At 58.6% G+C, this 19881-nt stretch carries 19 protein-coding genes and 1 tRNA gene; 14 read left to right on the top strand and 6 right to left on the bottom strand.

Annotation, left to right across the window (positions count from 1 at the left end):
* The first annotated feature begins 3 nt into the window (after positions 1–3).
* The 11 genes from nirJ (at position 4) to AC2FLJ_RS10460 (ending at position 11972) form a co-directional block, all read left to right on the top strand.
* On the top strand, positions 4–1218 hold the full coding sequence (nirJ, locus tag AC2FLJ_RS10510; protein WP_496705682.1) for a heme d1 biosynthesis radical SAM protein NirJ: 1215 nt from the start codon (positions 4–6) through the stop codon (positions 1216–1218).
* Positions 1193–2746 carry a cytochrome D1 domain-containing protein gene (locus AC2FLJ_RS10505; protein WP_496705680.1) on the top strand — a complete coding sequence of 518 codons (1554 nt, stop codon included), beginning with the start codon at positions 1193–1195 and terminating at the stop codon, positions 2744–2746. Before nirJ ends, AC2FLJ_RS10505 begins: the two co-directional genes overlap by 26 nt.
* Positions 2703–2966 carry a hypothetical protein gene (locus AC2FLJ_RS10500; protein ID WP_496697143.1) on the top strand — a complete coding sequence of 88 codons (264 nt, stop codon included), beginning with the start codon at positions 2703–2705 and terminating at the stop codon, positions 2964–2966. Before AC2FLJ_RS10505 ends, AC2FLJ_RS10500 begins: the two co-directional genes overlap by 44 nt.
* Positions 2967–3055: 89 nt before the next feature.
* Positions 3056–3520 (top strand): hypothetical protein, encoded by a 465-nt coding sequence (locus tag AC2FLJ_RS10495; protein WP_058274927.1) that lies wholly within the window; start codon positions 3056–3058, stop codon positions 3518–3520.
* A gap of 44 nt (positions 3521–3564) precedes the next feature.
* Positions 3565–5688 carry a 4Fe-4S binding protein gene (locus AC2FLJ_RS10490; protein ID WP_496697639.1) on the top strand — a complete coding sequence of 708 codons (2124 nt, stop codon included), beginning with the start codon at positions 3565–3567 and terminating at the stop codon, positions 5686–5688.
* A gap of 13 nt (positions 5689–5701) precedes the next feature.
* Complete coding sequence (nosZ, locus tag AC2FLJ_RS10485; RefSeq protein WP_496705678.1) at positions 5702–7609, top strand: TAT-dependent nitrous-oxide reductase; 1908 nt, start codon at positions 5702–5704, stop codon at positions 7607–7609.
* Between the two features lie 3 nt (positions 7610–7612).
* Entirely contained in the window at positions 7613–8869 is a 1257-nt protein-coding gene (locus tag AC2FLJ_RS10480) for a nitrous oxide reductase family maturation protein NosD (RefSeq protein WP_496705676.1), read from the top strand.
* A complete protein-coding gene (locus AC2FLJ_RS10475) occupies positions 8859–9752 on the top strand; it encodes an ABC transporter ATP-binding protein (RefSeq protein ID WP_496697149.1) in 894 nt (297 codons plus the stop codon). The genes AC2FLJ_RS10480 and AC2FLJ_RS10475 overlap by 11 nt, the downstream gene beginning before the upstream one ends.
* A complete protein-coding gene (locus AC2FLJ_RS10470) occupies positions 9749–10570 on the top strand; it encodes an ABC transporter permease (protein ID WP_282121458.1) in 822 nt (273 codons plus the stop codon). Before AC2FLJ_RS10475 ends, AC2FLJ_RS10470 begins: the two co-directional genes overlap by 4 nt.
* Positions 10567–11082, top strand: a complete 516-nt coding sequence (locus AC2FLJ_RS10465; protein ID WP_496697151.1) for a nitrous oxide reductase accessory protein NosL — start codon at positions 10567–10569, stop codon at positions 11080–11082. Before AC2FLJ_RS10470 ends, AC2FLJ_RS10465 begins: the two co-directional genes overlap by 4 nt.
* Positions 11079–11972 (top strand): FAD:protein FMN transferase, encoded by an 894-nt coding sequence (locus tag AC2FLJ_RS10460; RefSeq protein ID WP_496697153.1) that lies wholly within the window; start codon positions 11079–11081, stop codon positions 11970–11972. The genes AC2FLJ_RS10465 and AC2FLJ_RS10460 overlap by 4 nt, the downstream gene beginning before the upstream one ends.
* A gap of 81 nt (positions 11973–12053) precedes the next feature.
* Here the strand turns inward: AC2FLJ_RS10460 and AC2FLJ_RS10455 are convergent.
* The 4 genes from AC2FLJ_RS10455 to AC2FLJ_RS10440 all read right to left on the bottom strand — a co-directional run bounded on the left by AC2FLJ_RS10455 (position 12054) and on the right by AC2FLJ_RS10440 (position 14702).
* A tRNA-Ser gene (locus AC2FLJ_RS10455) sits at positions 12054–12143 on the bottom strand.
* A 171-nt stretch (positions 12144–12314) separates the two neighbouring features.
* Positions 12315–13388, bottom strand: coding sequence for a hypothetical protein (locus AC2FLJ_RS10450; protein WP_496705673.1), 1074 nt, complete (start codon positions 13386–13388; stop codon positions 12315–12317).
* 135 nt (positions 13389–13523) lie between these two features.
* Positions 13524–13841: a DUF3775 domain-containing protein gene (locus tag AC2FLJ_RS10445; RefSeq protein ID WP_058275224.1), complete on the bottom strand. Its 318-nt coding sequence runs from the start codon at positions 13839–13841 to the stop codon at positions 13524–13526.
* 87 nt (positions 13842–13928) lie between these two features.
* A complete protein-coding gene (locus AC2FLJ_RS10440; RefSeq protein ID WP_496705671.1) occupies positions 13929–14702 on the bottom strand; it encodes a DUF1365 domain-containing protein in 774 nt (257 codons plus the stop codon).
* A 149-nt stretch (positions 14703–14851) separates the two neighbouring features.
* Here AC2FLJ_RS10440 and AC2FLJ_RS10435 point away from each other — a divergent pair, with 149 nt between their 5' ends.
* From AC2FLJ_RS10435 to AC2FLJ_RS10425, 3 genes are read left to right on the top strand one after another with little or no spacing between them, the layout of a single operon-like run.
* Positions 14852–15508: a sigma-70 family RNA polymerase sigma factor gene (locus AC2FLJ_RS10435; RefSeq protein WP_282152347.1), complete on the top strand. Its 657-nt coding sequence runs from the start codon at positions 14852–14854 to the stop codon at positions 15506–15508.
* A 10-nt stretch (positions 15509–15518) separates the two neighbouring features.
* On the top strand, positions 15519–16169 hold the full coding sequence (locus tag AC2FLJ_RS10430) for a ChrR family anti-sigma-E factor (RefSeq protein ID WP_496705669.1): 651 nt from the start codon (positions 15519–15521) through the stop codon (positions 16167–16169).
* A gap of 58 nt (positions 16170–16227) precedes the next feature.
* Positions 16228–16632: a hypothetical protein gene (locus AC2FLJ_RS10425; RefSeq protein ID WP_282119538.1), complete on the top strand. Its 405-nt coding sequence runs from the start codon at positions 16228–16230 to the stop codon at positions 16630–16632.
* Between the two features lie 3 nt (positions 16633–16635).
* On the opposite strand, the gene AC2FLJ_RS10420 is transcribed toward AC2FLJ_RS10425, so the two are convergent.
* Together AC2FLJ_RS10420 and mutL are read right to left on the bottom strand one after the other, a co-directional pair.
* Positions 16636–17865 (bottom strand): DNA recombination protein RmuC, encoded by a 1230-nt coding sequence (locus AC2FLJ_RS10420; RefSeq protein WP_282170229.1) that lies wholly within the window; start codon positions 17863–17865, stop codon positions 16636–16638.
* Positions 17866–17917: 52 nt separating this feature from the next.
* Entirely contained in the window at positions 17918–19768 is a 1851-nt protein-coding gene (mutL, locus tag AC2FLJ_RS10415; RefSeq protein ID WP_496705666.1) for a DNA mismatch repair endonuclease MutL, read from the bottom strand.
* Positions 19769–19881 lie beyond the last annotated feature (113 nt).

Here is a 19881-nt window from a genome sequence, read left to right as displayed (position 1 = left end):
GACATGTTCCGCCTGACCGAATACATGCACCAACTCGTCAAACCGACACCAGTGCGTAAACGCCGGCCCGGCCCGGTGAAGCCGGTGGTGATCTGGAACCTGACGCGGCGCTGCAATTTGAAATGCCGCCATTGCTATACTGTTTCGGCGGATGTGGCCTTCCCGGGTGAGCTCAGCCATGAGCAAGCCATGGTAACCCTTGAGGATCTGGGCCAATTTCGCGTCCCGGCCCTGATCCTCTCGGGTGGAGAACCACTGGACCGGTTCGATTTCTTTGACATCGCCAAACGGGCCCGCGATCTGGTGCCGATGCTGGCATTGTCGACCAACGGCACGCGGATCTATGACGAAACCGCCGATATGATTGCCGATGTGGGGTTCAACTATGTGGGTATCTCGCTGGACGGTATCGGGGCCACAAATGACTGGTTCCGAGGGGTCGAAGGCGCCTTTGCCGACGCCCTGCGCGGCGTGCGTGAGTGTAAGAAACGCGGCATCAAGGTGGGACTTCGGTTTTGCCTGACTGAAGGTACTCAACACCATCTGCCCGATCTGCTGCAGCTGTGCGATGACGAGGGTGTCGACAAGTTCTACTTGTCCCATCTGGTCTATGCAGGTCGTGGAGACAAGAACCGAGGCGAAGATGCTGAACATCTGCGCACACGGAGCGGGCTGGACCTGCTGTTGGAGCGCGCATGGGAGGCTGCCTCGGGTGGTCGTCCTCTGGATATCGTGACCGGTAATAATGACGCTGACGCGGGGTATTTCCTGAACTGGGTCCGCGCGCGTTTCGATGCTGGAAAAACAGCTCATGTACGCGAGCATCTGGCGGCATGGGGTGGCAACTCCAGCGGCCTAGGCGTGGCCAATATCGACAATCTGGGCCGCGTACACCCCGACACTTACTGGTCGGACTACACTGTCGGCAATGTGAAGACCCGGTCGTTCTCAGAACTTTGGACCGGCGATGACCAAATGTTGGCCATGCTGCGCACACGTCCCCGCCCCTTGAAAGGGCGCTGCGGCGCCTGTCAGCTCAAGGATGTCTGTGGCGGCAACACCCGTATCCGGGCTTTGCAGGTGACCGGCGACCCGTGGGCGGAAGATCCAGCATGCTATCTGTCAAACCAAGAAATCGGCGTGGATGAGGCGGGCGATCGCCTGCAGGTCACGCCGTTCCGGGGGAAACGCCATGATCCGGCGCATCAGTTCTTCTAAGACACTCAAACTCGGCACTCTCTGCTCGCTGTTGTTGATCGGAACCGCGTGGGCTGACGCTCCTTCGGATTACGCTGAATTTTGTGCGTCCTGCCACGGCGAAAACCGCTTAGGCGGCGTGGGTCCGGCGCTTATCCCTGAAACGCTGAAGCGGATGCGCGGCCCCCGCGTTGCCGCGGTTATCGCCGAAGGGCGGACCGCGACCCAAATGCCTGCCTTCTCGCACGAGCTCGACGCTTTGCAGATTGAAGAACTGGCGGGTTGGTTGAAATCACCGCTGGAAAGCGATCCCGAGTGGGGTGAGGCCGACATAATGGCCAGCCGAATTCTGGACGAGAATTACGTCGCAGTTGAAGCACCCATCTGGGACAGCGACCCGATGAACATTACTCTGGCTGTTGAGACAGGGGACCATCATGTCAGCGTGCTGGACGGTGACACTTTCGAGGTTTTGGACCGGTTCGAGACACCCTTTGCCGTTCATGGCGGTCCAAAATTCAGCCCAGACGGGCGATATGTGTTCATCATGTCACGTGATGGCTGGGTCCAGAAGTATGACATCTGGGCCTTGGAACAGGTTGGCCGCGTGCGCGCTGGCCTGAACAGTCGCAACATCGCCATGTCGGGCGATGGCAAATGGGTGGCAGTGGCAAACTACCTGCCCAACAGCCTGACCTTGCTGTCGACCGAAGACCTGTCCGTGGTCAAGGTCATCGACATCAAAAGCAAGAAGGGCAAGCCCAGCCGCGTTTCGGCGGTCTATCAGGCCCCCCCACGCGAGAGCTTTGTTCTGGCCCTCAAGGATGTGCCCGAGATCTGGGAGGTCTTCTACGGGGCCAATCCTCCTCAATTTGGTATCGGTCATGATTTCCGCATCGAAGGACAATTCAAAAACCCTGACCCTTTCCCGGTGCGCAAGATCACCACGCCGGACTATCTGGATGATTTCTTTTTCGACCAGAGCTATGAATACGTCATGGGCGCATCCCGCGGCGGCGAGGGCGGTCAGGTGATTGATCTGGTCATCGGTCAGAAGGTCGCCGATCTGGATCTGCCGGGGATGCCGCACCTGGGCTCGGGGATCACGTGGAGGTATGGCGATACGACCGTGATGGCAACGCCGCACCTGACCGATGGCACCGTTTCCGTGATCGATATGGAGACCTGGAAAACTGTTAAGCAGATCAAAACCGAAGGGCCGGGGTTTTTCATGCGCAGCCATGAGAATTCTCCTTACGTCTGGGCCGATGTGTTCTTTGGACCCAACAAGGATGCGATGCATGTAATTGACAAGCAAAGCCTTGAAATTGTTAGAACTCTACGCCCTGCACCGGGTAAAACCGTGGCCCATGTGGAGTTCACAAAGGACGGCAGCCACGCTTTGGTGTCCATCTGGGAAGATGATGGCGCGGTGATCGTTTATGACGCGCAAACATTGGAAGAGGTCCGCCGCCTGCCGATGCGCAAACCTTCAGGGAAATACAATGTCTGGAACAAAATCACCTTCTCAGAAGGCACCAGCCACTGAGGGTAATTGGCCGGTCTGGAAACTGGCCATCCTTTTGTATCCGGCCACGGCTTTGACCGTGGCCATCAACCTGTTTCTAGCGGGGCTGATCGCCAACAGCGCCGGGTTTGGCGTGATTACGCCTGTAGCCGCGATCCTGTGGTCGATTCCCCTGGGCGTACCCGCCGCGTGGTTGGCAGGGCGTTGGTTGCGCGGGTTGATGGATGAAGCGGACGAATAACGCGAAATTTCCTGCAGCCTAACCGAAGTCAAGTATCACCAAGCGAGAATCCCCTACGACTTAGGAACGATTTCCGAGTTGGATTCTCCATGCCCGCCCTTAGCCCTCTGCACAGCCTCCCTGTTCGCGCGTTACGTGCGACGTGTGCGTTGGCGGGTATCCTTATGCTGTTGTTGCAAACGATCGGTCCGGCGCTGGCGAGTCCCGGCCAAAGCATGTGGGTGGAAATCTGCTCGGAGGCAGGGGCGGTCTGGGTCCAGATAGACCTTGAGGAGGAAGACCTGGACCCAACCGCGCCCTGCCCCAAATGCGCCGATTGCGCCCTGTGTGCTGTCACCTCGGCTGCCCCGGTGCCGAACTGGCCTTTCCTGGCACGGGACAACGCTATTCACACCGAACACTCTTCGCCCCGCGATCTGGTTCAGGTCTGCAGCTTGAAACGATTGTGGCCTGAAACCCGTGGCCCCCCGGCTGCGCCCAAGAAATACCTCGAACGCGCCCAGCGCGCGTCCATAGCGTCAATCCAAGTATCCGGAGGTGCGCTGTGGCCGTAAGTCGCGCAATCCAATTCCTGCTGGCCCTTAACCTGTCCTGCCTGATGGCGATCAGTGCCCATGCTGACAGCCTCGCCAGCTTCCTGCCTGACATCACCCCTTCTGAGTTGGCCCCCGAAGCCGATGCCTTTGGTCCCGTGCGCGATGACGTGCCCGTTGCTCCGGTTCTAAAGGGCGGCGAGACCATCGCATGGGCTTTTCTGACCTCGGATTTCGTCGGCACCACCGGCTATTCCGGCAAGCCCATCCACGTGGTCGCCGCCATCGACGACGACGCAGTTCTGGCCGGAGTGAAACTAGTCAAACACTCGGAACCCATTGTTCTGATCGGCATACCCAATTCGCGCATGGTCGAGTTGACCGAAGGTTATGCCGGGCTGGACCTAAAAGTCGAAGCTGAGACCGGTGGTGAGGGGCATGACCTCGATATCATTTCGGGCGCGACTGTGACGATCATGGTGATTGATGACAGCCTGGTTCGTGGCGGCATCAAGGTAGCCCGTGCGCTGGGTCTGGGTGGTCTGTCGCCGCTACAGGCCGATGGTCCCAAGCGCGAAATCGATATGGCTAAGAACTCAGTCTATGACTGGACCACTCTGTCCGGCGATGGCTCGGTCCGGCGCCTGACTTTGGATGTCGGTCAGGTCAATGCCGCCTTTGCAGCCACAGGCGATCAGCGCGCCATCAAACGCCCGGAACCGGGCGAGCCGAATGACACGTTCATCGACATGCATGTGGCGCTGGTCTCGGTCCCATCGGTCGGCAAGTCCCTGTTGGGCGAGGCCGAATATCAGAATCTGACCGAGTGGCTGGACGAAGGTGAACAGGCCATTCTGGTGCTGGGGCGTGGGGCTTACAGCTTCAAGGGTTCAGGCTATGTGCGCGGCGGAATTTTCGACCGGATTCAGCTTATTCAGGGCGACAATTCGGTGCGGTTCTTTGACAAGCAGCAAGAGCGTCTGGGCAAGGTTGCGGCCCCGGATGCGCCCAGCTTCACCGAACTGGATATCTTCAAGATCCCTGCCGAGGCCGAGTTTGACCCCGCCGAGCCGTTCCGCCTCCAATTGCTGGTGCAACGGGCCGTGGGCGCGGTTGAGAAGACGTTCCTGACCTTCGATCTAGGCTACAAACTGCCCGAGCAATACCTGCTGCCCGTCACTGCCCCTGCGGTCGTAGACGATGCCACGGGCGAAGCCGCAGCCAAAGCCGCACTTTGGAAGCGCATCTGGAAGGACCGCACGGTCGAGATCGCCGTGCTCGGCATCATGCTGCTGGTTCTGACGGCGACGTTCTTCTTCCAGTTCCACGCGACGATGAATGCACGGGTCTTCTACTGGTTCCGCATTGGATACCTGACCATGACCCTGTTCTTCATTGGCTGGTACGCCAATGCACAGCTGAGCGTCGTGAACCTAATGGCATTGGCGGGCAGCCTGCGGACCGGCTTCTCATGGGATGCGTTCCTGCTGGATCCACTGGTCTTCATCCAATGGTTTGCCGTCGCCGCCGCGTTGCTATTCTGGGGCCGTGGTGCCTACTGCGGCTGGCTGTGTCCATTCGGCGCACTGCAGGAGCTGACCAACAAGATCGCGCGGGCCTTACGCGTCCCGCAATGGACGCTGCCTTGGGGCCTGAACGAACGCCTCTGGCCCGCAAAATACATGATCTTCCTGGGTCTCTTCGGCCTCAGCTTCGTCTCGATCCCGCTGGCCGAGACTTATGCCGAGATCGAACCCTTCAAGACGGCAATCATTCTGAAATTCATGCGGGACTGGCCCTTCGTGGTCTTTGCGCTGACCCTGCTGGGGATCGGGCTGTTCATCGAACGGTTCTACTGCCGCTACCTCTGCCCGCTGGGCGGAGCGCTGGCCATCCCCGCCCGAATTCGCATGTTCGACTGGCTGCGCCGCTACAAGGATTGCGGCACGCCTTGCCAAACCTGCGCCAACGAATGCCCCGTTCAGGCCATCCACCCCACCGGTGAGATCAATCCGAACGAGTGCGTCACCTGCCTGCATTGTCAGGTGCTCTACCAGTCCGAGGACAAATGTCCCGTCGTTATCCGCCAGCTCAAGCGGCGGGCCAAGACAGGGTCGGTCGATCTCAAGACCCCACTCGGACAACCACCGGCGAACCATCCGAACGCCAAACCGAAAACCGTTTCCTAAAGGAGGAACGATCATGTCGGAACATGACAACAAACTGAACATCACACGTCGCGGGATGTTGGGCGCAACCGCAACCGGCGCCGTGCTGGCCGGGACCGGTCTGGGTTCGACCCTGATGACCGCAAAACAGGCCAGCGCCGCCGCCAATGCCAATCTGCAGCCCGGCGAACTGGACGAATATTACGGCTTCTGGTCCTCGGGTCAGACCGGTGAACTGCGTATCCTGGGCTTCCCTTCCATGCGCGAGCTGATGCGGGTGCCGGTCTTCAACCGCTGCTCGGCCACCGGTTGGGGCCAGACCAACGAGTCGCTGAAGATCATGACCGATGGTCTGCTGCCGGAAACCAAGGAATTTCTCGCCAAGCGCGGCATGAAAACCTATGACAACGGCGACCTGCACCACCCGCATATGTCGTTCACCGATGGTACCTATGATGGCCGCTATCTGTTCATGAACGACAAGGCCAACACCCGCGTCGCCCGCGTGCGCTGCGATGTGATGAAATGCGACAAGATCACCGAGATTCCGAATGCCAAGGCGATCCACGGTCTACGTCCGCAGAAGTTCCCACGTACCGGTTATGTCTTTGCCAATGGTGAGGATGAAACCCCGCTGGTCAACGACGGCACAGTGCTGGACGATCCGTCGCAATATGTGAACATCTTCACCGCGCTGGATGGTGACACCATGGAAGTGGCGTGGCAGGTGATCGTGTCGGGTAACCTCGACAACACCGACTGCGACTATCAGGGTAAGTACGCTTACTCGACCTCGTACAATTCGGAAATGGGTATGAACCTGGCCGAGATGACCGAGAACGAGATGGACCACGTCGTTGTCTTCAACCTCGCAGAAATCGAAAAAGGTATCGAGGCCGGTGACTATCAGGAACTGAAAGGCGTCAAGGTTCTGGACGGTCGTAAAGGTCAAAACAAGAAGTACACCCGTTACATCCCGATCCCGAACTCGCCGCACGGCATCAACACTGCGCCGGACGGCAAGCACGTCTGCATCAACGGTAAGCTGTCGCCAACCGTTTCGATCATGGACGTCACCAAACTAGACGCCCTGTTCGAAAGCGATGCCGACCCACGCTCCTGCATCGTGGGTGAACCGCAGCTGGGTCTTGGCCCGCTTCACACCGCCTATGACGGTCAGGGCAATGCGTTCACCACGCTGTTCCTCGACAGTCAGATCGTGAAGTGGAACATCGACAAGGCAATCGAGGCATACGGTGGCGCCGACGTGGACCCGATCATCTCGAAAGTCGACGTTCACTATCAGCCGGGCCACAACTCGACCACCATGGGTGAGACCAAGGAGGCCGATGGCAAATGGCTGATTTCGATGAACAAGTTTTCGAAAGACCGGTTCCTGAACACGGGCCCGCTGAAGCCTGAAAATGAACAGCTGATCGACATCTCATCCAACGAGATGAAAGTGGTTCACGACGGTCCGACCTTTGCTGAGCCGCACGACTCGATCATGGTTCGCGCCGACATCGTCAACCCGGTCAACGTCTGGGACCGCGCCGATGTCACATGGGAAGACGCCCGCAAACAGGCCGAGGCTGATGGCATCGATTTGGAAGACGGCGCCGAGGAGCCCATCCGGGACGGCAATAAGGTGCGGGTCTATATGACCTCGCAGGCCCCGACCTTCAGCCTTGAGAAATTCACCGTCAAACAGGGCGACGAGGTAACAATCTACGTCACCAATCTGGATGACGTGGACGACGTAACCCATGGCTTCTGCCTGGGTAACTACGGCATCGCCTTCGAGATCGGGCCAATGGCAACCGCGTCGATCACCTTCACTGCGGACCGTCCGGGCGTGCACTGGTTCTATTGCCAGTGGTTCTGCCACGCGCTGCATATGGAAATGCGCGGCCGGATGCTGGTCGAACCGGCGGGAGCATAACCCATGCGTTGGCCCCTGCTCATACCGCTCCTGCTTGGCTCGCCCCTTTGGGCGGCGGACTGGGATGTGCCCAACCGGGCGGGGGCCATCAATGAAACACTGGCGCAGGCGGCGGATGGAGACACCCTCCGCCTGAGCCCCGGTGTCTACACCGAAACACTTGTGCTGGACCGGCCCGTCACCATCGACGGGCTGGGACAGGCCACCATCGACGGACAAGGTGAAGGCAGTGTCATCACCGTGACCGGGCCCGGCGTAACCGTGCGGGGTCTGGCAGTGATCGGTTCCGGTTCAAGCCATGACGGGATCGACAGTGGCATCCAGCTGACCAAAACGGCTAAGGCGCCGGTGGTCGAGGATAACGTGCTGCTGGGCAATCTTTATGGCGTCGACATTCATGGTGCCAAGGACAGCATCGTTCGTGGTAACCGCATTGAAGGTCGCCAAGACCAGCGAATGAACGACCGTGGAAACGGAGTCTATGTCTGGAACGCGCCCGGTTCCGTGGTGGATAGCAATGACATCCGCTATGGCCGCGACGGGATCTTTGTGAACTCGTCGAAAAAGAACACCTTCACCGGCAACCTGTTCCGCGACCTGCGTTTTGCGGTGCATTACATGTATGCCGACGACTCAGTTGTCAGTGACAATGTCTCGATCGGCAACGATCTGGGTTATGCGGTGATGTTCACGACCAATGTGAAAGTCGCCGACAACGTCTCAATCGGTGACCGTGAACATGGCGTGATGCTGAACTACGCCAACAAGAGTCAGATCACCGGCAATGTCGTGATCGGTGCCAAGGAAAAATGCACCTTCCTCTATAACTCCAACAAGAACGAATTCACCGACAACTGGTTCCAGGGATGCGGCATCGGTATCCACTTTACTGCCGGGTCCGAGCGCAACCGGATCGTCGGAAACGCCTTTGTCGGCAACCGGACCCAAGTGAAATACGTTTCGACCAAATGGGTCGAGTGGTCCGAAGACGGGCGCGGCAATTACTGGTCCGATTTTGCGGCCTATGACGTGGACGGCGACGGCATCGCCGACGCCCCTTATCGCCCCAATGACAGTATGGACCATGTGCTGTGGACCCAACCCGCGGCCAAACTTTTGCTCGGCTCCCCCGCCGTGCAACTGGTGCGCTGGTCCCAATCGACCTTCCCGGCGCTGTTGCCGGGCGGTGTGATGGACAGCAACCCACTGATGCAAGCCCCTGAACCCCCAGCAATGAAAAAGGTGCCTCATGACGGATAAGGCCCTGAGTATTACCCAAGTCAGCAAGGACCGAGGTAAAACCCGTGTTCTTGACGATATCACCCTGTCTCTTGCCCCTGGTCAGCGCGTGGCGCTACTGGGCCATAACGGCGCGGGCAAGTCGACCCTGATCAAATCTATCCTCGGTCTGACATCGATCCATGTCGGAACCATCCGGATCGGAGATGCCACTCCCGGCAGTGCGCAGGCGCGGCGGGATACTGCCTATTTGCCTGAGGCAGTGTCGTTTCATCCTGCGCTGACGGGCCGCGAGCAGCTGACCTTATTTGCGCAACTTTCTGGGTCCAGGGCCGATGTCCCCAGCCTGCTGGACCGCGTGGGCCTTGGCAACGCTCTGGACCGCCGGATCGGAACCTACTCTAAAGGCATGCGCCAACGTCAGGGTTTGGCGCAAGTGCTGCTGGGCCGGCCAAAAGTGGCGCTGTTGGATGAGCCAACAAGTGGTTTGGACCCGATCTCGCGGCAAGACCTATATGCCATCATCGATGAATTGGCCGGGCAAGGCACAGCGGTCCTGATTGCCTCCCACGCTCTCACCGAGGTCGAAGCCCGCACCGACCGCATCGCCATCATGCGCGAGGGCCGAATGGTTGCGGATGACACGCTCAACAATCTGTCGGCGCTGGCTGGCCTGCCGATCCGCCTCAAAGTGCGTGCCAGCGCGAACCCCGAAGCACTTGCCGCCGAACTGGGCGGCAACCGGATCAACGGAGCATCTGTGGAACTGCTCTGCTCGCCGGATGACAAGATGGAGGCTCTGCGCCGCATCGCCGGACTGGGCGACGCCGTGGCGGATGTGGAAATGACCCCGCCCAAACTTGAAGACCTCTACCGCCATTATGCACAGGAGGAGATGCAATGACCCGCTTCCTCGCCATCACCCGCACCGAAATGTTGATCCTGCGCCGCAACCGCTGGCTGTTGATGGCCACCCTGATAATGGTCCTGTTCGCCTTGGCCCTGACCTTTGCAGGCAGCGCGCCGACCGGCACGCTGGGCGTCGATATGCTGACGGTCTCGGTCGCTTCGATGACCACGCTTTCGGTCTATCTTGCGCCGCTGCTGGCGCTGATGATCGCTTTCGACGCCATAGCAGGCGACGTGGACCGGGGCAGTCTGTCGTTGCTGCTATCCTACCCCGCCGGACGCGGAGAAATTCTGCTGGGCAAATTCACCGCCCATCTAGCGGCATTGGCCTTTGCCATGACCATCGGTTTCGGCACCGCAGGCGCAGTGGCAGCGTGGTTCGGTGGGGCGGGCCCCGAAAGCCTGATGGCTCTGGCGCGCCTAATCCTTACCTCCATCTTGCTGGGCGCCGTTTTTCTGGCGCTGGGATACCTGCTGTCTGCTCTGGCAAGGGGCGCTACGGCGGCGGCAGGTCTGTCGGCCGGGCTCTGGCTGGTCTTTGTCGTCCTCTATGATCTTGGCTTGTTGGGAGCCGTGGTCATGGACAAGGGCGGCACATTCACCCAATCCGTCTTTCCATGGGTGATGGTGGCCAACCCGGCCGACGCATTTCGGTTGTGGAACATCGCCGCGACCGAAGGCGTCGCAATGGCGTCCGGCATGACCGGTGCGGCCCAAGCTCTGCCCGTCTGGGCCGCGCCTGCCTCGCTGCTGATCTGGCCGGTATTGGGCTTTGCTCTTGCCCGTGCCGCCTTCCGGAGGGTTGAGCCGTGAAACGTCTTGTGTTGATTGCGCTGATTGCCTTGGCGGCTTGCAAAGAGGAGGTCGCAGTTACCCCCGACCCGGTTGATCTGACTCCCGATGCGCTGAGCTTCTTCTGCCAAATGAATATCGCCGAGCATGGTGGCCCCAAAGGGCAGATCCATCTGGAAGGTTATCCCGCACCACTGTTCTTTGCACAGGTACGGGACATGGTGGCCTACCTCAAAAGCCCGGAGCGAGACGCCGACATAACTGCCATTTATGTCAGTGATATGAGTGTCGCGCCCAACTGGCTGCAACCAGGTGTGTCCAACTGGATCGCCGCCGATGTCGCCACTTTTGTTGTCGGCTCCGACGTCGCGGGCGGCATGGGGGCACGTGAAGTGGTGCCGTTTTCAAACCCCGATGATGCCGCATCATTCATCGACCAATATGGCGGCAACGCTTTGCCCCTATCCGGCATTCCCGATGCCGAGGTATTGGGCCCTGTCGATCTGGACCTGCTACTGGAGACACCCGCATGACCCTTCTGTCTCGCCGCCGGTTTCTGACCATCTCGGCTGCAAGCGCGGCCTGCCCTGCAATCGCTAGCCCTGCTACAGCAGCACGGTGGCGTGGTTCCGCGTTGGGCGCACCGGCAAGCATGCAGTTGGCCGGGCTGACAGATACCCAAGCCCGCCCCGTTTTTGCCGCCGTCGAAGCCGAAGTCACACGGCTGGAAGATATCTTCAGCCTGTATCGCCCGAAATCCCAACTTTCGCGCCTGAACCGCGATGGGTTTCTTATGCAACCAGCGCCCGAGCTCTTGAGCCTGTTCAGCCTGTGCACAGTTTTGCACCAGAATTCAGGGGGCGCTTTTGACCCGACAATCCAGCCTCTCTGGGCTGCTCTGATCAACGGTGACGACGCCACAACCGCCCGCAAATCCATCGGGTGGGACAAGGTCACGGTTAATAACGATGTCATCCGCCTGCCCTTCCCAGGGCAGTCGGCGCTGACTCTGAATGGAGTAGCGCAAGGGGCAATCACAGATCGCATTGCTGCGCTGCTCAGATCAAAGGGGTTGCAAGACGTTTTGGTCGATATGGGGGAAGTCGTGGCCCTGGGACAAACTCACAATGGACGCGATTGGCAAGTCGGTTTGGCAGGCGCCGAAGGTCAGATCACTAAGCGTATCTCTCTGCGCGACCGAGCTGTTGCGACCTCTGATGCCGGTAACCTGATGCTGACTGACGCTCACGGTCACATCCTCAGCCCCGCCGGTCAAACACCAGCGCGCCGGGTTTTGTCGGTATCTGCAAACTCCGCAGCGCTCGCCGATGGGCTTTCAACAGCCCTGTGCGCTCTGTCTGACGGAGATATACCGAGCGTTCTGAAACGTTTCCAAGATGCGCGACTAGAGATGAAAGTCTAACCAGGACCACACGCCCGGACAAAAACGTCGCGTATCATCGGCAACAAATGAGTTCGCGATTACGTCCGATTCAGAGTGTAATGGCGGAGACGAAGGGATTCGAACCCTCGAGACCCTTCCGGGCCTACTCCCTTAGCAGGGGAGCGCCTTCGACCACTCGGCCACGTCTCCGCTGGCGGGTATATCCTTGCATGTCGACCAGATACAAGACGATTTTGATCGAGCGCGATATTTTTCTGAAATCGATTGCGCTGATGCTGTTGGGATGCATTTGCTTGGCGAAAGCGCTGCCCCATCTGTTCCCTAATGCGATTTGGAACTATGAGGAGCGTCACCGCGACGTTAGCCCGGTTCGTCAGCTTCGATTGCCGCTCGCATGAGAAACAGTGTCGCCGGGTCCAGATTATTTTGAGCCATAATAGCTTCGAAGTTGGGGTTCAGTGCGTTGGTGCCCCAAGGTCGTACGGCCAGGGCAATCCAAATCGCAACAGTGCTGTCTTTGTCCAACTGATGCCTAAACACATCCAAGATCCGGGGTCGCAACTTGGGATAGGTCGTTCCGCCATCGGCCAGACTGCGGATCAGGAATCGCTTTTCGTCAGCCGTGCGTCCAGACCGTTCCAGCGACTTTTCGATTTCAAGTATTGCCTGTTCCCCATCCACTGCGATACCCGCCAAACCCCAGTCGTACAGGTTGAGACCCCCACTGCGAAGCGCGCTTTGATAGCCAAGCCTTACACGTTCTTTGGCCTTTGGATCCGACTGAAGACCCAACAATCGGATAAGTGCCGGTGCGTAGGCTAAACGATTGGGATTGCGAAGATCCTGCAATAATTGTGCGGTTGGCACGGCATCGGTCAGGTGGGTCAAAAGCCAAAAGGGCGCGCGATGGATTTCGATCAGCGCCGTGTTGCGCAACAGGCGATCTTCATGTGTGAGATAGGCACTAAAAAAGGCAACCTGCGCCGCGCGATCCGGCGCGCCACTGGCCCAGCCCTGCCCTTCGGCACGCAGTGTTTCAAGGAAATGGGCCCGATCCGGTGTCATCAAGAACCCCTTGGTCCAACCGCTGGGCAGGCTGCGGCCGGCCTTGTCCTGATACCCCGTCCCGTAGACCATCAAAACCGTTCTGTCCGGATTCGCACGAAAGGCGGATCGCATGACACTGTCGACCAGGAAAGGTATTTCGGGCAAAGCCTCAACCTGTTCCGGCGTGCCTTTCAAAACCGAAACGGGGGTGAACCTGAAAGGGTTGTCTGGCGATGGTGCCGCCAGCACGATCACACGCGCCGAAAGAATCCGGTCCGCCAGAGAATACTCCGGAAGCTCAACGCAGACGCCGCAGGCTTGAGCCGGGCGAGGCTCGAAGCCCACGCAAAGCGCGAGTACCGCAAGCATTTGCAAGACGCGCCACATGGATCACGCTCCGTCTAAAAGCACCCCAGCCTGAATGCGGGCTTTCGGGTTTCCTGATCATGTTATCCAAAAACCGGCTATTCGGCGAATGGTTTGCAATTTGCAGGCTGCACCGGTTGCAAATAGCCGCTGCACTTACATCAGGTCGTTTTCCACGTCCTCAGCCGAGATGCCCAGTGCATCCAAGCCATTTTCAAGGTGATCCGACAAGTGCGGCGTACCAATCAGGTAGTCCGCGCAAGGGGTCGAAGCCTCGGACTTGGCGGTTGCGATGGCCTCAGGCAGATCTTCGGCGAAAAAGCTTTCGCGCCCGACCCACATGACAGCCACCAGTTCGGCCTGTTCGTCCTCGCTCATCCGGTCGATGAAGGCGCGCAATTCGCCCTCGGCGCGACCCAACTCGCGCCCCATCATCGCAACCTGAGCGATTTTCCTTGGCGAAATTTCCATCATGACCCAGCTCCTCGTATTCGCGGTTTCAATAATACCACAACCATGAGCAGGGGGCTGAGTCTTTGATCTTAAGCAAAGACCTAAGCGCTAAGGTTTGCGACTGCGGGAAATCGGTTGATCGGGCACAGGGGCGGTCCGAAACGGGACAAACCGTGCCTTCTTGATCTTAAGTTTAATCGCCTGCCACACAATCAGGAAAAACGCACGTCGCGCACCGAAGGGGCGCCGCAGCAACGACCACAGGATCGCCCGGTTGGTCAGCGGCGCGCGCGGCCCGGTCAGGGTGGCAATCAATCCACCCGCTTTTCGACCATAGTCAATCCAGACGCCGATACGCTCGGGGCGGTTGTCGAACCGGAACTTATACGTCCCTTCGATCTTTTGAAACGGTGAGACATGCATCAGCTTGTCCGCAACGATGCGATCCGACGGCTGGATCGGCGCAAACCCGGGATTGTTGCACAGATAGCTGTGGCGCGTGCCGTAAGTGTTCGTAACCTCTGCTACCACCGCATATAGTTGTTCATCGGCATCGAAACAGAACCAGAAGCTGACCGGATTGAAGACATGCCCCAGCACCCGTGGCTGCGTCAGCAACTCAAGCCTTGCAGGTTGCGTCACACCCATTTCGTTGAATTTGGCTCGCAACCACACTGCACCCTTCCCTTTGCCGGGTTCACCGCCGTGGTCACGGTCTCGCCAATACATCGCATTTACACGGTTCATCGAAAACAAAAGCGGTGTGTCAGGCCGGGCCTCGGGGTCCAACAGGATGTAGTCGATAGAATACCGAAACGCATTCTCGATCCCGCCTTTTCGACCGTGGTAAGTATGGCCTGAAATATGGTCGATCCTGTTCATTCTCGTCAGTGTTCCAATTCGCCTGCAAGCCGTTCAAACGGCGCTGTTTTCTTCGACATATAGATACTTATCATACGAAACATGGTCCGGTTCGGATTAAAATCGCATCACAATGTGATCCAGCTTGGGGCTTACCGCGTAATGTTGTTATGTTTACCGAGATCGATACCGCGACCTTGGATGAACCGGTGGCCAGCAGGCCTTCACAGAAACCGTGGCGCGCAAAGAAACGCATCAAGGGAAAACCGGTGAACCGAGCGCAAGACAATTGTGACAAACGAGCTGAGTGGGTAGACCACGTCAGACGTATAAGGGACGCGCAGGATCAGGCAGCGTTTGCTGAGTTGTTTCAGCACTTCGCGCCGCGGATCAAGGCGTTCCTGATCAAATCGGGCTCAGATGCGGCCATGGCCGAAGAGTGCGCACAAGAAGTGATGGTCACGCTGTGGCACAAGTCACATTTGTTCGACCCCACGCGGGCAACCGTGGCCACATGGGTGTTTACGATCGCCCGGAACAAGCGCATCGACGTCCTGCGCAAACAACGCCGACCCGAGCCCGAAGAACTGGGATGGGGACCCGAGGCTGAACCGGAGCAGGACGACATACTCGTGCTGCAACAGGAGACCGCGCAGCTGCGCAACGCGATGACCGCGCTGCCAGAGGCGCAAAGGCAACTGATCGAGAAAGCCTATTTTGGCGATCTGAGCCATCGAGAAATCGCTTCTCAGACTGGATTGCCACTGGGAACGATCAAATCACGGATACGGCTGGCGCTGGACCGCTTGCGCCATGCGATGAATTGAGATGACGGATATGAGCAATAAGATCAAACATCACCTGACAGACGATCTGCTGATGGCTTACGCCGCAGGCACTCTGCCCGAGGCTTTCGACCTGATGGTCGCGACACATCTTTCCCTGTGCAATCAATGTCGTGCGCAGGCCGAAAGCTTTGACGCCGTTGGCGGATATGTCCTGGAAGAACAGGACGAGACCGTTGCGATGAACGACAAGGCACTTGCGGAAACGATGGCTTTGATCGCAAACGGTGCGCCGATTGCCAAACCCAGGCGACCCGGCTGCTCGGTTTTGCCAAGCCCGTTGCAGGATTACGTTGGCGGCGATGTGAATGACATCCGCTGGCGACCAATCGGCATGGGGGTCAAGCAGGCGATCCTGCCGACGACCGGTGATGCAACAGCTCGGTTGCTGTTCATTCCGGCGGGCACCGCAGTTCCGGATCACAGCCATAATGGCGTGGAGCTGACAATGGTTCTGCAGGGCGCGTTTTCGGATGAGGTCGACCGTTTTGCCCGTGGCGATGTGGAGATTGCAGATGAAGACCTGCACCATACGCCGACAGCCGACATCACCGAGGATTGCATCTGCCTGGCTGTCACTGACGCGCCGCTGAAATTCAACAAGCTGATGCCGCGTCTGTTCCAACCGTTCCTGAAGATCTGACGCAATCAGCACTCATATGGTATCCTGCCCTGCAAGCAGATTGGTGGAGGCATTTGAAATGATCCGGACTATGTTCTTTATTCTTGCCCTTATGGGTTTTTCATCTGTCGCTTCTGCCCAGTTGGTCGCTGACGTGAAGTTCGAACCGGGCAATTTCGGGACAATGGTCAATGGTACCGTCACTGGAAACGAGTACTTCGACTACAAGTTGGGTGCAAAAGCCGGGCAAGAGATGTTTGCCGACCTGAAGGTAAGCGACACAAATGGCTATGGCGTGATCTACTTCAACATCCTGCCGCCGGACAGTGATGGTTTCGCGATCTACAACGGCTCGATCGACGGGAATACCGCGCGCATCGAATTGCCTGAGGATGGAGACTACACGATCCGGGTCTACCTGATGGGCAATGACCGCGATACGGACAAGACGGTCGGCTACAATCTGGATCTGTCAATCCAGTAATGCCTAGCCTTCGGATTGGCCCAGAGGCACAACGTTGGTCTGATCGTCAGGCGCCAGTTCCTCGAAATCGAAGTTATCCAACCGCTGTGCCCGGCGGCCAGCCTTTTCCGCGCTGATCTTGATTTCCGAGATATCCTTGGCCGCTTGCCCAAAATGGCGGTCCAGATTGCCGACCCGATCACCCAAACGCTCAACATCCTTGTGCAGCAAACCCAGTTCTTTGCGGATCGCCCCAGCTTGTTCACGCATCCGCGCGTCTTTGAGGATCGCACGCATCGTGTTCAGTGTCGCCATGCAGGTGGTGGGCGAGACGATCCACACGCGTTTGGTGAAACTCTCCTGCACCAGTTCAGGAAATTTGGCATGAAGTTCGGCATAGACCGCCTCGGACGGCAGGAACATCAGTGCTCCATCTGCCGTTTCACCGTCCAGAATGTACTTCTCGGAAATATCCGTAATGTGCTTACGCACCGTGCTGCGGAACATCTGAACCGCCGCCTTCAACTCCATGTCATTGGTCGAACCGATCAGCGCCTCATAGGCCTCCAACGGGAACTTGCTGTCGATGACAATCGGTCCTGGAGGGTTCGGGAGGTTGATCAGGCAATCTGCGCGCCGTCCATTCGACAGGGTTGCCTGCAGCTGGAAACTATCCGAAGGCAGCGCCTTAGAGACGATATCATTCAGCTGAATCTCTCCGAAAGCACCACGCGTTTGCTTGTTCGACAGGATATCCTGCAAAGACAGCACGTCGCCCGACAGTTTTGTGATATTGTCCTGCGCCTTGTCGATGGCGGCCAAACGTTCCTGCAACTGCGTTAGCGATGTCGCGGTTTGTTTGGATGATCCATGCAGGGATTCCTTCATCCGCTCCTGCATCTCGGCCAAAGCACGCGCCGATTTCATCGCGTTATCCGCCAGTCGGTCATTCATCTGCTGCTGGACCGAGGACAGACGGGATTCAACCGTTTGGATCACCTGCACCTGCGCATTGGCCTGCGTGTCCGAAACATGCTGCAAGCCACCGCGCAATTGTTCCTGCCCCTGCCCCAATTGCTGCACATGCTGGCCAAGATGCGCCATCTGGCGGGACAGAGGTTCCGCCATCCGGGCCGACCGGTTGGCTGCGCGCAGCGACAAAAACAGCAACAGCAGGATCAGCGTAACAACCCCGCCCACGGTCAGGATCACGGGGTCGTTCAGCGCATATTGGGTTCCTGCAATCTCGATCATGTCGCCTCGGGTGTTCTTGTTTTATTCTCCATAGCCCAACCAAGCCAATGGATCAACTGCGGCCGAACAATCGCTCGATATCGCTCAGCTTCAATTCCACATAAGTCGGCCGCCCGTGGTTGCACTGACCGGAATGGGGCGTGCCCTCCATTTCCCGTAGAAGGGCGTTCATTTCTTCGGCCCGCATACGGCGACCCGACCGGACCGACCCATGACAGGCCACCCGGCTGAGAATCGCCTCAATCCGCGCCTGCACGGTCTGGCTTTCGCCCTGATCGGCCAGTTCGTCGAGGATATCGAGGATCATCGCCCGCGCGTCCATCTCCCCCAGAATGGCAGGAGTTTCACGCACCGCGATGGCACCGCCACCGAAAGGTTCAATGGTCAGACCCAGCTTTGTCAGGTCATCCGCAACCTGCATCAAGCGCGCGCAATCGCTGTCGGACAGTTCAACAATTTCCGGGATCAAAAGCGCCTGCGCGGCAACCCCATTCTCGGCCATCTGTTTTTTGAGCTTTTCATAAACCAGCCGCTCATGTGCCGCATGTTGATCGACGATCACCATGCCGTCTGCGGTTTGGGCGATGATGTAGTTTTCATGTACCTGCCCACGTGCCGCGCCCAAAGGCAGGTCTTCGACCGGAGCCTCGGCGGTTGGCACAGGGCCCGGCTCGACCACGTTGCCGCTGTAATCTTGTGACAGCTCGGCAAACCCCGGCGCCTGCGCTTGATATGCCGCCTGCCGTGCAGATGGCGAGGGTCGGTCCATTTGATAGACGCGTGCTGGCGCAGGTTGTGCGGGTTCCGGACGCATCGCGCCCAGTGTCGCATTGGCCACTGTGGAGGAAGCCCTGTGCCCGGCCTCGGCCAGCGCGTGCCTCAAGGCCGAGACGATCAACCCGCGCGCAACGCCCGGATCGCGGAACCGGACCTCGGACTTTGCCGGATGCACATTCACGTCGACCAAAGTCGGATCGCAGTCGATGAACAATGCTGCTGCCGGATGACGATCCCGGCTGAGGAAATCGAAATAGGCCGCCCGCAGCGCGCCCGTCAGCATCTTGTCGCGCACAGGACGACCATTGACGAACAGATACTGCGCCACCGCCGCACCGCGCGAATAGGTCGGCAAGGCGGCGTAACCGTACAACCGGATCCCCTCGCGCGTGGCATCGATCTGCAGGGCATTTTCAGCAAACTCGCGCCCTATAACGCGAGCCAACCGGGCATGCAGTGCGTCGAACAGATCACCATTTTCGCGGTCAGCGCGGAAGGTCACGCGCCCCTCTCCACCACCAGAGACGTCACGCAAAGTGAAAGTCACCGAAGGCTCGGCCATGGCCAGCCTTTTGACGGTGTCGGAGATTGCCTGGGCTTCGGCCCGGTCGGTGCGCATAAATTTCAATCGCGCAGGCGTTGCAAAAAAGAGATCGCGCAGTTCGACCACTGTGCCAGCACGTAAGGCGGCAGGTTTCACCGCCTCGATCCGACCACCCGCCACATGGACCGAAGCCGCCTCGCCCCCCGGCACCCGGCTGGTAATGGTCAGGCGCCCGACGGCACCCAGCGATGGCAATGCCTCACCTCGAAACCCGAAGGTGTGGATATTCAACAAATCGGACCCATCAATTTTCGAGGTCGCGTGGCGCGACAAGGCCAATGGCAGATCCTCAGCAGCAATCCCACAGCCATCATCGGTGACTCGAATCAGCGTCTTACCCCCAGCGGCAACGTCGATCGCGACGCGGGTTGCACCTGCGTCGATGGCATTTTCCACCAATTCCTTGACCGCAGAAGCCGGACGTTCAACAACCTCGCCTGCCGCAATACGGTTGATTGCTGCGTCGTCAAGTTGCCGGATGACCGGTCGATTTTCGCTGATATTGGGGTGTGCCTGCGCCATACCACCAGACCTAGCACATTCGCGCGCGATTCTGCCACCGCTTTGGCTTGCATTTAATGTGAGGAGGGGGCGTTCGAACAATCGCACCTTGCCAGCCTAGACTTGCGGCCAGT

It is taken from the genome of Ruegeria sp. CDSA034 (genome assembly GCF_059612275.1).
Note: the sequence above shows the minus strand (reverse complement) of the source record. Positions and strands in the feature narration are given on the sequence as shown.

Excerpts from the sequence above, each read along its gene's own strand:
- AC2FLJ_RS10450 (WP_496705673.1), bottom strand. The coding sequence starts at position 13,388 with ATGTGGCGCGTCTTGCAAATGCTTGCGGTACTCGCGCTTTGCGTGGGC.
- nirJ (WP_496705682.1), top strand. The coding sequence starts at position 4 with ATGTTCCGCCTGACCGAATACATGCACCAACTCGTCAAACCGACACCA.
- AC2FLJ_RS10490 (WP_496697639.1), top strand. The coding sequence starts at position 3,565 with ATGGCGATCAGTGCCCATGCTGACAGCCTCGCCAGCTTCCTGCCTGAC.
- nosZ (WP_496705678.1), top strand. The coding sequence starts at position 5,702 with ATGTCGGAACATGACAACAAACTGAACATCACACGTCGCGGGATGTTG.
- AC2FLJ_RS10475 (WP_496697149.1), top strand. The coding sequence starts at position 8,859 with ATGACGGATAAGGCCCTGAGTATTACCCAAGTCAGCAAGGACCGAGGT.
- AC2FLJ_RS10420 (WP_282170229.1), bottom strand. The coding sequence starts at position 17,865 with ATGATCGAGATTGCAGGAACCCAATATGCGCTGAACGACCCCGTGATC.
- AC2FLJ_RS10500 (WP_496697143.1), top strand. The coding sequence starts at position 2,703 with ATGTCTGGAACAAAATCACCTTCTCAGAAGGCACCAGCCACTGAGGGT.
- AC2FLJ_RS10480 (WP_496705676.1), top strand. The coding sequence starts at position 7,613 with ATGCGTTGGCCCCTGCTCATACCGCTCCTGCTTGGCTCGCCCCTTTGG.
- AC2FLJ_RS10505 (WP_496705680.1), top strand. The coding sequence starts at position 1,193 with ATGATCCGGCGCATCAGTTCTTCTAAGACACTCAAACTCGGCACTCTC.
- mutL (WP_496705666.1), bottom strand. The coding sequence starts at position 19,768 with ATGGCGCAGGCACACCCCAATATCAGCGAAAATCGACCGGTCATCCGG.
- AC2FLJ_RS10445 (WP_058275224.1), bottom strand. The coding sequence starts at position 13,841 with ATGATGGAAATTTCGCCAAGGAAAATCGCTCAGGTTGCGATGATGGGG.
- AC2FLJ_RS10495 (WP_058274927.1), top strand. The coding sequence starts at position 3,056 with ATGCCCGCCCTTAGCCCTCTGCACAGCCTCCCTGTTCGCGCGTTACGT.
- AC2FLJ_RS10435 (WP_282152347.1), top strand. The coding sequence starts at position 14,852 with ATGTTTACCGAGATCGATACCGCGACCTTGGATGAACCGGTGGCCAGC.
- AC2FLJ_RS10460 (WP_496697153.1), top strand. The coding sequence starts at position 11,079 with ATGACCCTTCTGTCTCGCCGCCGGTTTCTGACCATCTCGGCTGCAAGC.
- AC2FLJ_RS10430 (WP_496705669.1), top strand. The coding sequence starts at position 15,519 with ATGAGCAATAAGATCAAACATCACCTGACAGACGATCTGCTGATGGCT.
- AC2FLJ_RS10425 (WP_282119538.1), top strand. The coding sequence starts at position 16,228 with ATGATCCGGACTATGTTCTTTATTCTTGCCCTTATGGGTTTTTCATCT.
- AC2FLJ_RS10470 (WP_282121458.1), top strand. The coding sequence starts at position 9,749 with ATGACCCGCTTCCTCGCCATCACCCGCACCGAAATGTTGATCCTGCGC.
- AC2FLJ_RS10440 (WP_496705671.1), bottom strand. The coding sequence starts at position 14,702 with ATGAACAGGATCGACCATATTTCAGGCCATACTTACCACGGTCGAAAA.